The following is a 12,606-nucleotide window of genomic DNA, read 5'->3' as shown; positions in this document are numbered from 1 at the left end:
CAGGCCATGTTGCTTGAAACCCGCTATCCCGAGACAATCAAGATCAGGCGTTCATGAGCATAACCGAAGTCTTGAGCTCGATGGGGCTCCTGATCAGTGCCGGCCTGATCATGTTGATGATCGTGGGATTTGCTTTCCTGGAGGCAGGTGCCGTTTCGCGCAAATCCGTCGCGGCAATTCTCACCAAGAATGTAGCGGCCCTGGCCGTCACCACGATGTCCTTTTACCTGTTGGGACATCAGTTGATGTTCGGCATCGGAGAGGGAAATTTCCTGTCAGCCTATCAGGTCTGGGGTGACGGCGATCAACAGGAAGGCGGGTTGTTGCAACCCGCCTACTGGCTTTTTGTATCGCTCTTCGCAGTTTCCTCCACTTCGATCGTTTCCGGTGCGGTTGCGGAGCGCATGCGGATCAATGCGTTTCTGATCTTTGCCGCTTTCAACGGCGCGCTGGTCTTCCCCCTGATCGGCAATTGGGTCTGGGGCGGTGGCTGGCTGCAGCAGAACGGCTTTCATGACTTTGCCGGTGCAACGGTCGTTCACACGGCAGGCGGCCTGGCCGCCTTGATCGGAAGCCTGATACTTGGACCGAGACTGAACCGCTTCGATCATCCGGGTGCAAAACGGCAAACCTCCCCGTCGTCGCTGCCTCTTGCGACGCTGGGTGTGTTTCTGCTTTGGATCGGCTGGTTCGGCTTCAATGGCGGTTCCGCCCTGCCTGTTGAAGATCTCGCGGGTTTCGCCGATATCCCGCGTATCGTCGCGTTTACGAATTCGGGCGCGGTTGGCGGTGTGCTTTTTGCCTGTGTCTATTCAAGGCTTGTCCTTCGCCGGTGGGACCTGGTGATCATTTTGAACGGCGCGCTGGCGGGTCTGGTGGCCATAACAGCGGCTCCGCACTCGCAACACGCCTATATGGGCTTTGTGTTCGGTGCATGTGGCGCCGCCATCATGATTGCAACGGATCGACTGTTGCTTCGCCTGAAGATCGACGACGCGGTCGGTGCCGTGCCGGTTCACCTCGGACCGGGGCTGTTCTCGGCGATCGTGGTCGTCAGCTTTGCCAATGACGCTTCCTGGGAAACACAGATCTTTGGCTCAGCCGCGATCTGTCTTGTCGTCGCCTTCGCCAACCTGCTTTTGTGGGGCGGGCTGACCATGCTCACCAACATCAGGCTGAACCCGTCGGAAGAAATACAGGGCGGCGACCTGACCGAAGTCGGACATGCGGCCTATGATCTCATCGATCCCGACATGAAGAATTTCTCCTACATCGCAACACATGACCTGAAGGAGCCGCTGCGCACGATCCATTCCTTCTCGCAACTGGCGGAAAAGACCGAAAACCGCGAAGAATGCCGGCAATACCTTACCCGGATACGGGACGCGTCCGTGAAGATGCGCAGTCTCATTGACGATCTGATCATCTACTCCAGCCTGAATCATGTTGCCAATCTCAGCGAGCCGGTCGATTGCCGCAAGCTCGTCAATTCCATCTATTCCGATCTGGAAAAACGCGGCGACGGAGGCCGGGACCACACTCTGAAAATGGACGAGTTGCCCGTCGTGACGTGCAATGCAACGCTCATGACACATGTGTTCCAGAACCTGATCCAGAACGCCGTGAACTACCGGCATCCTGATCGTCCGTTGCAGCTGGAGATAGGTTTCACCGAAAAGCCGAGCGTTTACGAGTTCGCGGTTTCCGACAACGGACTGGGTATTGCGCAAAACAATCGCGAAGCTGTGTTCGACGTTTTTTCGCGGTTTCATCCGCAGGCAAAACCGGCCGGAAACGGCGTCGGTCTCGCGATCGTGCGGAAGGCTGTCTTTCGTATGGGGGGCGTGATCTGGCTGCAGACGAAACTGGGCGCCGGGACAAGCTTCTTCTTCACGATACCCAAGGATCCAACGCCAACCCCGAAAGAGCATGCCGATGAACAACAGCTTCGATCCTGACGACAGGCTTGGCGCGAGGCTAAGGGAGAGACGCCGGCAACTCGGGCTCAGTCAGGCCGAACTTGCCAAACGGCTCCGTGTTTCACCTCAACTTGTCCAGAAACAGGAAGTCGGCGAGTCCCGGATATCGGCCTTCCAGATCTTCAAGCTCGCCGAAGTCCTCGGTGTTCCCGTCGACTATTTTTTCGAAGCGCTTGAGATAAGCGGGAGCGGGCCGGTCCGGGTGCCAAACAAGGAAGACATCATATCGCCCAGACGCCATCGCCGCCTCAACGTGATGCTCATTGAAGACAATGCCAATGACCAGTTGCTGTTTGTGAAGGCCGTTGAGGCAAGCCGCCGCGAGGTCAACGTCACCTGCTACAGTTCGGCAATCGAAGCCGAAGCCCACTTCAGGCAAATCGGTCAACCCGGCAGCCAGACCGTTCCGCCAGACCTGATCTTTCTGGACATCCGGTTGCCGCAGCTGCCGGGGATCGACTTTCTGCGTGAATTGTCGCGCAATCCCAATTACTGGAACCAACCCGTCATCATGTTGTCGAATTCGGTCGATGCCGTGGAGATGCACGAATGTTACAAGCGAAACGCGAGCGCCTTCGTGTGCAAACCGCAGGATTACGATCAATTCGTCGCCGTTATGGACGTCATTCTTCAGTACTGGTCCGAGATCGCAGTCTCGCCGACTTTTTACTAGGGAATACCGGTCTGCTTGGTCCGGGTCTGATTCGGTTTTTGCGCCGAGAGGCTCTGGTACGTTCTGCCGGTGTCCCGAGAGACAGGCTAGCCGCCGCCGAAACTCTTGACCAGCGATCCGGCCACCAGGTTCCAGCCGTCGACGAGAACAAAGAAGATGAGCTTGAAGGGCAGGGAGATGACGACAGGCGGCAACATCATCATGCCCATCGACATCAGCACCGATGCAATCACGAGGTCGATGATCAGGAAGGGAAGATAAAGCAGGAAACCGATCTCGAACGCACGTCTCAGTTCGGAAATCATGAATGCCGGAATGAGGGTTGCCATGGCCAGATCTTCCGGCCCTTCCGGGGCCTCCTGACCCGAGAGTTCCTGGAACAGTTCCAGATCCTTTTCGCGTACCTGCGAGAGCATGAAGGTGCGAAACGGATCGGCCGCACGCTCATAGGCCTGATCGAACTCGATTTCGCCTTCTATCAGCGGCTGGACGCCCGCGTCATAGGCTGCCTGCAACGTCGGCATCATGATGAATGCGGACAGGAACAGCGCCAGGCTGACCATGACCATGTTGGGCGGTGCGGTCTGAAGGCCAATTGCGGAGCGCAACAGTGACAGCACGACCACGATGCGCACGAAGCTTGTGGTCATGACCAGGATGGACGGCGCAAGCGACAGAACGGTCAGCAGGATAACCAGCTGAACGGCGCGTTCCGTCAGGCTGGCGTCGTCCCCGAAACCGACAGAAATTTCCTGGGCCAGGGCCGGCGATGAGAAAGCGGACAAGATCGCCGTGAGCGCAAGAAAGACGCCCACGTTCCAGAACCGCCACCGATGCCCCGCGTCGCGACGCTCTCCGCTCATCGATTTTGCTGTCCGCCCAACTCGAAGAGGATCTTGGCCATTTCGTCCTCGATCGGGTTCTTGTCGCCCAATCCCTGAACCACCCGTGGTTCCGGCTCGGCTCCCGGTATAATATCCAGTGTCGCCGTTTGCTTCGCGGCCGAAGGGGCCGATCCTTCGGATCGCATTTCCGGGCCCTTTACGTTCGGGACCGGTGTACCGGAACCGTCTTCAACCGGATCGGTCTTTTGAGGTTCCGGCGTTTCGATATCGATGAGATCATCCATCTCAAGATCCAGCTTGAGTTCTCGGGGAGGGGAGGCCGGTGCGTCTTCGGACGGTGCAGTCTCCTCTTCAACCGGTGCATCGTCGCTGATGGCATCCGCCTCGCCGGATTCCGCCGGCTCGTCTTCACCCCAGTTGAACCTTTCCGTGTTTCCAAACACGTCAGACAGCTTGAGTTTCTCATCCTCCCGGTTCACTTCGACGCCCGGGGCATCGCTCCCATCGACGGCCAACCCGGATGGATCGACCGGCGTCGTCTCCGCATCCTGTTCCTTGAACATGAAGCCGCTGTCGTCGGGCTCTTTTGGAACCTGAACCGGTGTGAGCAGCGCGGTCTTGGCGCGCGCGGCAGGGCCTGATGAGGGCGGCGTAATCGTGTGAACCGTCTGCGACGATCGTTCGCGGGCGGCGATCGAACGTCCGAGGCTCTTGAGCGGCGCCGATGCGCCTTCATCGCTCTCCGAAGCGCTTTTTTCCTGATCGGGTTCCTGTGCCGGTTTGAGCGCCGGCTCTTCCTTGACTTTCGAAGGAGCGCCGATCTGGGGTTCCATCCTGTTCTTCGGGGCAGCTTCGATCCCGGCCGCGTCTTCGGTATCTTCCCTGACATTTTGCGCGGCGCTCGTGGACCGGTTGAAACCGTTCTGAGTGGCCGCCCTCAAAAGGTCTGCGGCCCTGTCCGGGGACGTGCCTGATTCCTTTTCCTGCGTCGGCCTCGCAGCCACGGAGGGGACGGGGGCTGTCACGGGCGGGGTCTTGTCCTCGTTTTTCAGCGGGGCGACCGGCCGAACCGCCGCGCCGAGAGCAGCAGCAGCCTTCGGGGCTGGTCTGACAGCCGGTTCGGCCCTGGCTTTCAGGGGAACCGCCGGCACCGGTTCCGGTTTCACCAATGCGGCAGCAGGCTGCCGTGCCGTCTCTTCCGGTCTGGCCGGAATGTCCGGGCCCGGCGCGGTTGGCATCTTCATTGGTCCAGAACCGGTATTGGCGGGCACCGCGTTCGGTGCCTGCCTTTGTGCCGCTACCGGCGCGTTGCGGACGATGTTCTGCTCGACGACCAGATCGCTCGGGCCACCGACCAGCAGAAGATGCTCGACATTGTCGCGGCGGATCAGGACAAGCTGTCTGCGGGCGTCGACATTCATGCTGTCCATGACCGCTATGCGGGGTTGCCGGCTTCTGTTCTGCGGGGCGTTTGAGCCCGTCAGCCGCTTCAGAACGAAGACGAAAATGCTGAACAGCAGCAGGACAACGATCAGTGCCAGTATGGCGGCGATGACCTGGGTTGCGCCGCCGCTTACGTTGAACGTTGATTCAATCCAGTTGTACATATTGACCTCGTACCGCCCCGCCAGCGGAATGTTCTCGTTTTGCCGATACATCGCGCCGTCGTCGCAATTGGGGTATTTCCAGTTTTTCCCCAGCAATTGTTGCCGCTGCCGGGTCTGTGTTCAGCGATTTGCGGAAGCTGTTTCTCCGTCTTTCGAATGTGTCGATAATCCGGCAATTCGCCACAATTTCCCGTTTCGCTTGCTGTCGGAGACCGAATCTCTTTCCGATGTAAAATTAACAGAAGTGGGCAAATATTGCCTGTTTTGAGGTAGCTCGAATTCGCGAATTGCAAAGGAATGTCGGGCTATTCCACTGTTTTTTGTAGAAGTTCCGCCATTTGCGAATTCATGTATTAACTATTCGTTAACCATTTAGGCGGCAATGATTGCCTAGTTGGTTAACACATGGTGACAAAGATGGCCGCAATGGACTTGCCGCTCTTCCAGGCGCTGAAGTCGAAGATGCAGTGGCACCAGACCCGGCAGAGCGTTCTGGCTGAAAACATCGCCAATGCGAATACGCCCGGATATGTGTCCAGGGACGTCAAGTCGTACTCGTTTCAGGACCATATCGGGCTTCAGAACATAGCCGTCAGTACCGCCGTCACCAGGGTCGGTCATATCTCAGGGGCCGTGTCCGGCAACCTGCCTGTGAAGGTGGAGAAACTGGACTCCTTTGAGGTAACGCCCGACGGCAACAATGTGAATCTGGAAGAGCAGATGATGAAAATCACGCAGAACCAGATGGATTTCCAAGCCGCGACGACCCTCTACACCAAGGGGCTGGGTCTCATCCGGACCGCGCTTTCCAAGAGCGTTTAGCGCGCCGCAGATTGAAGGAGGATTGGCAAGTTGGACCTGATCAAATCCCTGTTCGTCTCCGCGAGCGGGCTGAAGGCCCAGAACGGCCGGATGCGCATCATCGCGGAGAACATCGCCAATGCGAATTCGACGGCGCGCACGCCGGAGGAGGAGCCCTACCGGCGCAAGATCCCGACCTTCCAGAGCCATTTCGACAAGGAACTCGGCGCAAAGACCGTCGAACTCGGCAAGGTCGCGGAAGATACCTCCGATTTCAAGTCGACGCATATGCCGGGACACCCGGCCGCCGACGAGAACGGATATGTGCTGCAGCCGAACGTGAACACGCTGATCGAGACAACCGACATGCGGGAAGCCCAGCGTTCCTATGAGGCCAATCTGAACGTTATCGAATCCACGCGCCGGATGTTGCAGCGAACGATCGATATCCTGCGCGCCTGAATTCTGGAATACACTTACCGAAAGGGGCCGGAGCCGTGACCACTCCGTCAATTGCAAACAATGCCTACCAGCTGGCAGCCAAGCTCCAGCAGCAAGCTAGAACCATTGAAGAAACCACTCCCGAAGCCACCGGGATGGATTTCGGCCAGATGGTAAAGGAAGCCGTCGATACCGTTGTCGACAAGGGGCAGCAGGCCGACGAGAAAGCGATCGGGATGATCGAAGGCAACACCGGCGTCGTCGATGTCGTCACGGCCGTGGCCGAGACCGAAGTCGCCCTGGAAACCATGGTCGCGGTTCGTGACCGTGTCATTTCCGCCTATGAAGAAATCATGCGGATGCCGATCTGACCGCGCCTTGGGGGAATTGACATGACCGGAGGCGAAGTACTCGATCTGGCCCGCGAGGCCGTTTGGACGATGATCCTCGTGGCCGCACCGGCCATGGTCATCGGGCTGCTCGTCGGCGTCGTGATCGCTCTGTTCCAGGCGCTGACGCAGATCCAGGAAATGACCCTGGTCTTCGTGCCCAAGATCCTCGCGATTTTCGTGACGATCCTTGTGACGCTGCCGTTCATGAGCCAGTTGCTTCAGGCGTTCATGGGACGGGTCACCGAAATGATCCTGACTACCGGCTGAAGGGGCTCACGGGCGCGACCTCATGACCATTCAGCTAGATTTCCTGCCGGATGTCGCCGCCGCCTTCCTGTTGATGTTCGCCCGCCTCGGAACGATGCTGATGCTTCTTCCCGCGCTTGGCGAGAGCTCCATTCCCATGCGTTTCCGGCTGACCATCGCGCTTGCGCTCACGCTGGTGATGTACCCGGTCGCGGCGTCGCTCTATCCGGACAACCTCACGTCAAACATGATGCAGCTGCTTTTGCTGCTGGGAGGTGAACTCGCCATCGGGTTCGGCATCGGGCTGTGCGCGCGCCTGATCACGTCCGCGCTCCAGATTGCCGGCATGATCATGGCGAACCAGTCCGGGCTTGCCTTCGCGCTGGGCACGGATATCGCAAACGAAGGTCAGCAGGGGGCTCTCTACGGCAACTTTCTGGCCGTCCTGGGGATCACGCTGGTCTTCGTGTCGGATTCGCACTACCTGGTCATCGCCGCCCTGTATGACAGCTTCACGATTTTTCCGCCCGGCAATCTGCCGCCCATGAGCGATTTTGCGCAAAACGCCACGGAAACGGTTGCGCATGTGTTCACGATTGCGGTGCGAATGAGCGCGCCGTTCCTGGTGGTCGGGCTGGTGTTCTATTTCGGTCTCGGCCTGCTCAACAAGCTGATGCCGCAAATGCAGATCTTCTTCATCGCGATGCCCGTGAACATCGCCGTGGGTCTGTTCCTTCTCATGGCGCTGATCGCGACGCTGATGATGTTCTATCTCGAGCATTTCCAGGAATCGATCGGCAAGTTCATCATAGGGTGACGGGTCGACATGGCTGACGATACCGACGACTCAGAAAAGACTGAGGACCCCACGCAAAAGCGCTTGAAGGAAGCGCATGACAAGGGGGACGTTCCCAAATCGCAGGAGGTCAGCACCTGGTTCACCCTTGCCGGGGCAACCCTGATGATCGCTATCTTCGCGCCGGGGGCGGCGGCGTCGCTCAGCGGTCTCATGAAGGGGTATATCGAACACGCGCACCAGATCCCCGTGGACGGATTCGCCCTGAAGGCGCTCTGGCGCGATACGGGCCAGTCGGTCGCCCTGATCGTCGGTCTGCCGCTGATCTCGCTGCTTGTCATGGCCGTTGCCGGAAATCTCATACAGCATCAGCCGCTTCTGACCGCCGAGACGATCAAGCCCAAATTGTCCAAGATTTCGCCGCTCTCCGGGTTCAAGCGTTTGTTTTCCGCCGACAGCCTGGTGAACTTTGCCAAGGGCATGTTCAAGATCTCGATCGTCGGCGCGCTGATGGTTGCGGTCGTATGGCCGCATCGCGATGAGGCAGAAATCATCATTTTCGCCGAAACAAGCGTCATCCTGGAAGAGGCTCAGGTCCTGATCCTGCAGTTGCTTGCGGCAATCCTTGCTGTCATGACCGTTGTGGCCGCGGCAGACTACGCCTACCAGAAGAACAAGTGGTTCAAGAAACAGAAGATGTCCCTTCGCGAGGTGAAGGAAGAATTCAAGCAGACCGAGGGCGACCCGCTGGTCAAGGGCAAGATCCGGCAACTGCGCATGGAGCGCTCGCGCAAGCGCATGATGGCGGCGGTGCCGCAGGCGACCGTTGTCGTGACCAACCCGACGCACTTTGCCGTTGCGCTCAAGTACGAGGAAGGCATGGGCGCACCGCTCTGCCTTGCCAAGGGCACGGATGCGATCGCCCTGAAAATGCGCGAGGTCGCGAAGGACAACGAGGTTCCTGTCGTTGAGAACCCGCCGCTGGCCAGGGCACTTTACGCAACGGTGGAAATCGATCAGGAAGTTCCCGAAGAGCATTACAAGGCGGTTGCCGAGGTCATCGGCTTCGTCTTCAGAATGCGCAAACGTGCGTCCTGGAGAGCAAACTAGGGTCCTGACCCCGGCTCAATCGCTCTTGAAGACATGCTTTTGGGGTGCAGACCGGTGCACGGCTTCACCGCGCGTCAAAAAACGCCTTCAAACGCGTGAATTTCAACAGAAGTAAACGTCATATCAGTTGAAATTGGGGGGCAAGCACAGAATGCTTGTAGACGGCCCCAAAGAAACCGAATCGGGCCGGGAGACAGGACGTATGAGTGACACGGACGGAGCGCCGGGCGGGCCGATGATCAGCCGGCCGGAGCGCTCCGGTAATATTGGCCTCCTGATAGGCCTGGCTGTGCTTCTGGTTGGGGCTGCTGCTGCCTTTGCGGTCATGGACCGCGAAGTCGCCCAGCCGTTCATCCTCGCGCTGCTCGGCATTCTGGCGGTGGTCGGTGTGTTCTGCCTGTTTGCCGGTGCCATCGGCTTTCTGCGCCTGTCTGCGCGGCCGGGGGAAGCCAATCCGCTTGCGGCCGCCTTTGTCGACACGATGGATGACGGTGCCCTGATCACCGATACCGACGGACGCCTGGTTTATGCCAATACCGCCTATGCCGAACTGACCGGAGCGGACACGCCGTCCGACATCCGCGTCGTCGAACGGGTGTTCTCCTCCGATCCGGACGCCGCCGACGCGATCTTCAGGCTCTCCCAGGCAATGCGCGAAGGCCGCAAGGTCCAGGAAGAGATCCGGATGCCGTTTCCCCTCGGCCGCGTCGAGGGAACTGCGCGCTGGTACCGTGTTTCCGTCAGGCCGTTGCAGTCTTCCGGCGAGCGCAGCGGCAAGCAGATGTCGATCTGGCAGCTTGCCGACATCACCCGCGATCGGGCCGAACAGGAAAACTCCTTCCAGGAACTTCAGCGGGTCATCAATTTTCTCGATCATGCCCCTGCCGGGTTCTTCTCAAGCGATTCCAGGGGCCGCATCGTCTACCTGAACGCGACGCTCGCTGACTGGCTTGGCTATGATCTCGCGCAGTTCGATGCCGGCGATCTCGATCTTTCGGAAATCGTGCGCGGTGACGGCACCGAACTGATCCGTTCCGTCAAGGGCCAGGCCGGCGAGGTCAAGAGCGAGACGTTCGATCTCGATTTCGTCACGCGCAACGGGCGCGGACTGCCCGTGCGGCTGCTGCACCGGGTTCCGTTCGGTGAAAACGGACAACCTGGCGACAGCCGTACGCTGGTGCTGAACCGGTCGCGAGGCGAGGGCGAGGAAGCGTCCGAGGCGCTGCGTGCCGCCGAGGTTCGTTTCGCCCGCTTCTTCAACAACACACCGATCTCGATTGCATCGCTCAACAACGAGGGCCGGGTCCTGCGCACGAATGCGCCGTTCCTGAAACTGTTCGGTGCCGCCGACACGGTCGAGGAATCGCCAAAACTCGAGGCCTATGTCGCGGAGAGCGGGCGCGAGGATCTGTCCAAGGCCCTCTCGGCAGCAGCCAAAGGCATCGGCGAAATCGCACCGATCGATATTCCGCTGGTCGAGGGAAATGATCCGCGTTCGGCGACCTTCTACGTGTCCGCCGTCCAGGACGGTGAAGGCGACGGCGAGACGGCGATCGTCTATGCCCTGGAGACGACGCAGCAAAGGGCCCTGGAAGCCCAGTTCGCGCAAAGCCAGAAGATGCAGGCGATCGGCCAGCTGGCCGGCGGCGTCGCGCATGACTTCAACAATGTGCTGACCGCCATTATCGGCTTTTCCGATCTTCTTCTGGCCAGCCACCGGCCCACTGATCCGTCCTTCCAGGACATCATGAACATCAAGCAGAACGCGAACCGCGCCGCCGGGCTCGTGCGGCAGCTGCTTGCGTTCTCGCGCCGCCAGACATTGCGGCCGCAACAGCTCGAACTGAACGATGTCCTGGCCGATCTGTCGATCCTGCTGGATCGCCTGCTCGGCGAGAAGGTCGAGCTGAAAGTGGTTCACGGCCGCGATCTGTGGCCGGTCATGGCGGATCTCAACCAGCTTGAGCAGGTCATCGTCAATCTGGCCGTGAATGCGGGCGACGCGATGGCCGAGGGCGGACGGTTGACCATCCGCACCAGCAACGTTGAGGAAGCCCAGTCCACCCAGTTCGAGAACACGCGGGGCATGCCGCCCGGCGAGTACACGCTTGTGGAAGTGGAGGACACCGGCCACGGGATGCCGCCGGAAATCATGGAGAAGATCTTCGATCCGTTCTTTTCCACCAAGGAAGTCGGCAAGGGAACCGGCCTCGGCCTTTCGACGGTCTACGGGATCGTCAAGCAGACCGGCGGCTTCATTTTCTGCACCTCCGAAGTCGATGCCGGTACGACCTTCCGTCTGTTCCTGCCGCGGCACATTCCCGAAATTGTCGAGGAACCCAAGCCCGAGCCCAAGGAAACGGAACCTGAAAAGGTCGCCGATCTCACCGGATCGGCCACGATCCTCCTCGTGGAGGACGAAGAAGCGGTGCGCGCCTTTGCCGCCCGTGCGCTGGCCTCACGAGGCTATACGGTTCACGAAGCAGGCTCGGGCAACGAAGCGCTTGAGGTGATGGAAGAGGCCGGCGGTGAAATCGACCTGGTCGTCTCCGATGTGGTCATGCCGGAAATGGACGGGCCGACCCTCCTCGTGGAGCTTCGCAAGACGCAACCCGATCTGAAGATCATTTTCGTGTCCGGATATGCCGAAGATGCCTTCGAAGAGAACCTGCCCGAGGGCGAACAGTTCTTCTTCCTGCCGAAACCGTTCACGCTGAAGCAGCTGGCGACGACCGTGAAGGACGTTTTGAACGGGTAGCACAAACCGCCGGAGCCTGTTTTCTTGACAGGCTTCCGGCAATTTGGCACTTAAATTCCATGGGGCGAGCGAACACCCCGTGAGGCGTAAGCTGAAGTTTCGCGTCCTTGAAACCCATTCAACGGGAGGACGCGCCATGCCGTCTCTGAACTCCATATCCGTTTCACAGCTGTCACGACTGGTCGGTTCGCCCGATGCGCCGGTGATCCTTGACGTGCGTATCGACGAGGACTTCGCCGCAGACCCCGGTTTGATCCCGTCGTCCTTCCGGCACCCGTTCCGGAGTGCCGACGATCTTGCCGGCCGGCTGCAGGGCAGGCGGGTGGTTGTCGCCTGCTGGAAGGGGCTGAAGCTGTCGGAAGGGGTTGCGGCGATCCTGCGAGCAAGCGGCATCCAGGCCGAATTCCTGGAGGGCGGATGCACCGGATGGCGCGAGGCAGGGCTGCCGATGGTGCCGGCTGCAAGTCTGCCAGACAGGAATTCCGAGGGACAGACCGTCTGGGTGACGCGCCATCGGCCCAAGATAGACCGGATTGCCTGTCCGTGGCTGATACGCCGGTTTGTCGATCCGTCCGCCCGGTTCCTGTTCGTGTCACCGGCACAGGTTGATGCGGTCGCCGAAAAATTCGGCGCCACGCCGTTCGATGTTGAAAATGCCTTCTGGAGCCACCGCGGCGATCGCTGCAGCTTCGATACGATGCTTGAGGAATTCCAGCTTCAAGGCGCGCCGCTATCAAGGCTCGCCACCATCGTGCGGGCTGCCGATACCAATCGGCACGACCTGGCACCGGAGGCCGCAGGGCTGCTGGCGGCTTCGCTCGGCCTGTCGCGCATGTACAAGGACGACCTGCGCCAGCTCGAGGCAGGCATGGGTCTTTACGACGCCTTCTACCGCTGGGCGCGCGATGCGACCGAGGAAGGACACGACTGGCCCACGACTGGCGGCAAGGGCTGATTT

12 protein-coding genes are annotated in these 12,606 nt (G+C 59.7%); 10 read left to right on the top strand and 2 right to left on the bottom strand.

Annotated features, from left to right (window positions below; genetic code table 11):
- Nucleotides 1-53 precede the first annotated feature (53 nt).
- Nucleotides 54-1,958 (top strand): ATP-binding protein, encoded by a 1,905-nt coding sequence (locus ACO07N_RS26010; RefSeq protein ID WP_421983781.1) that lies wholly within the window; start codon nt 54-56, stop codon nt 1,956-1,958.
- Nucleotides 1,936-2,652 (top strand): helix-turn-helix domain-containing protein, encoded by a 717-nt coding sequence (locus ACO07N_RS26005; RefSeq protein WP_421983780.1) that lies wholly within the window; start codon nt 1,936-1,938, stop codon nt 2,650-2,652. The genes ACO07N_RS26010 and ACO07N_RS26005 overlap by 23 nt, the downstream gene beginning before the upstream one ends.
- 86 nt (nt 2,653-2,738) lie before the next feature.
- Here the strand turns inward: ACO07N_RS26005 and fliP are convergent, their stop codons facing one another.
- Both fliP and ACO07N_RS25995 read right to left on the bottom strand, forming a co-directional pair.
- The gene (gene fliP, locus ACO07N_RS26000) at nt 2,739-3,515 is read right to left on the bottom strand and encodes a flagellar type III secretion system pore protein FliP (RefSeq protein ID WP_421983779.1); all 777 of its coding nucleotides are present in this window, start codon (nt 3,513-3,515) and stop codon (nt 2,739-2,741) included.
- Nucleotides 3,512-5,104, bottom strand: a complete 1,593-nt coding sequence (locus ACO07N_RS25995; protein ID WP_421983778.1) for a flagellar biosynthetic protein FliO — start codon at nt 5,102-5,104, stop codon at nt 3,512-3,514. The genes fliP and ACO07N_RS25995 overlap by 4 nt, the downstream gene beginning before the upstream one ends.
- 417 nt (nt 5,105-5,521) lie before the next feature.
- Here ACO07N_RS25995 and flgB point away from each other — a divergent pair, with 417 nt between their 5' ends.
- The 8 genes from flgB to ACO07N_RS25955 all read left to right on the top strand — a co-directional run bounded on the left by flgB (nt 5,522) and on the right by ACO07N_RS25955 (nt 12,603).
- Nucleotides 5,522-5,926 carry a flagellar basal body rod protein FlgB gene (flgB, locus tag ACO07N_RS25990; RefSeq protein ID WP_421983777.1) on the top strand — a complete coding sequence of 135 codons (405 nt, stop codon included), beginning with the start codon at nt 5,522-5,524 and terminating at the stop codon, nt 5,924-5,926.
- Nucleotides 5,927-5,956: 30 nt separating this feature from the next.
- Nucleotides 5,957-6,367, top strand: a complete 411-nt coding sequence (flgC, locus tag ACO07N_RS25985; protein WP_319382839.1) for a flagellar basal body rod protein FlgC — start codon at nt 5,957-5,959, stop codon at nt 6,365-6,367.
- Between the two features lie 35 nt (nt 6,368-6,402).
- On the top strand, nt 6,403-6,717 hold the full coding sequence (locus ACO07N_RS25980) for a flagellar hook-basal body complex protein FliE (protein WP_421983776.1): 315 nt from the start codon (nt 6,403-6,405) through the stop codon (nt 6,715-6,717).
- Between the two features lie 21 nt (nt 6,718-6,738).
- A complete protein-coding gene (fliQ, locus tag ACO07N_RS25975) occupies nt 6,739-7,005 on the top strand; it encodes a flagellar biosynthesis protein FliQ (RefSeq protein WP_421983775.1) in 267 nt (88 codons plus the stop codon).
- A 22-nt stretch (nt 7,006-7,027) separates the two neighbouring features.
- Nucleotides 7,028-7,801, top strand: a complete 774-nt coding sequence (gene fliR / locus ACO07N_RS25970) for a flagellar biosynthetic protein FliR (RefSeq protein ID WP_421983774.1) — start codon at nt 7,028-7,030, stop codon at nt 7,799-7,801.
- Nucleotides 7,802-7,810: 9 nt separating this feature from the next.
- Complete coding sequence (flhB, locus tag ACO07N_RS25965; protein WP_421983773.1) at nt 7,811-8,890, top strand: flagellar biosynthesis protein FlhB; 1,080 nt, start codon at nt 7,811-7,813, stop codon at nt 8,888-8,890.
- Nucleotides 8,891-9,092: 202 nt separating this feature from the next.
- Complete coding sequence (cckA, locus tag ACO07N_RS25960; RefSeq protein WP_421983772.1) at nt 9,093-11,648, top strand: cell cycle histidine kinase CckA; 2,556 nt, start codon at nt 9,093-9,095, stop codon at nt 11,646-11,648.
- Nucleotides 11,649-11,784: 136 nt separating this feature from the next.
- Nucleotides 11,785-12,603, top strand: coding sequence for a chromate resistance protein ChrB domain-containing protein (locus tag ACO07N_RS25955; protein WP_421983771.1), 819 nt, complete (start codon nt 11,785-11,787; stop codon nt 12,601-12,603).
- Nucleotides 12,604-12,606: the final 3 nt, after the last annotated feature.

The sequence above is a fragment of the Roseibium sp. genome (assembly GCF_965229775.1).
GTDB lineage: Bacteria > Pseudomonadota > Alphaproteobacteria > Rhizobiales > Stappiaceae > Roseibium.
The sequence above is the reverse complement of the archived record's forward strand: the minus strand, read 5'-3'. Positions and strand labels throughout refer to the sequence as shown.

Coding starts and splice junctions, on each gene's coding strand:
- ACO07N_RS25955 (WP_421983771.1), top strand. CDS start 11,785: ATGCCGTCTCTGAACTCCATATCCGTTTCACAGCTGTCACGACTGGTC.
- fliR (WP_421983774.1), top strand. CDS start 7,028: ATGACCATTCAGCTAGATTTCCTGCCGGATGTCGCCGCCGCCTTCCTG.
- ACO07N_RS26010 (WP_421983781.1), top strand. CDS start 54: ATGAGCATAACCGAAGTCTTGAGCTCGATGGGGCTCCTGATCAGTGCC.
- flgB (WP_421983777.1), top strand. CDS start 5,522: ATGGCCGCAATGGACTTGCCGCTCTTCCAGGCGCTGAAGTCGAAGATG.
- fliP (WP_421983779.1), bottom strand. CDS start 3,515: ATGAGCGGAGAGCGTCGCGACGCGGGGCATCGGTGGCGGTTCTGGAAC.
- ACO07N_RS25995 (WP_421983778.1), bottom strand. CDS start 5,104: ATGTACAACTGGATTGAATCAACGTTCAACGTAAGCGGCGGCGCAACC.
- cckA (WP_421983772.1), top strand. CDS start 9,093: ATGAGTGACACGGACGGAGCGCCGGGCGGGCCGATGATCAGCCGGCCG.
- fliQ (WP_421983775.1), top strand. CDS start 6,739: ATGACCGGAGGCGAAGTACTCGATCTGGCCCGCGAGGCCGTTTGGACG.
- ACO07N_RS26005 (WP_421983780.1), top strand. CDS start 1,936: ATGAACAACAGCTTCGATCCTGACGACAGGCTTGGCGCGAGGCTAAGG.
- flhB (WP_421983773.1), top strand. CDS start 7,811: ATGGCTGACGATACCGACGACTCAGAAAAGACTGAGGACCCCACGCAA.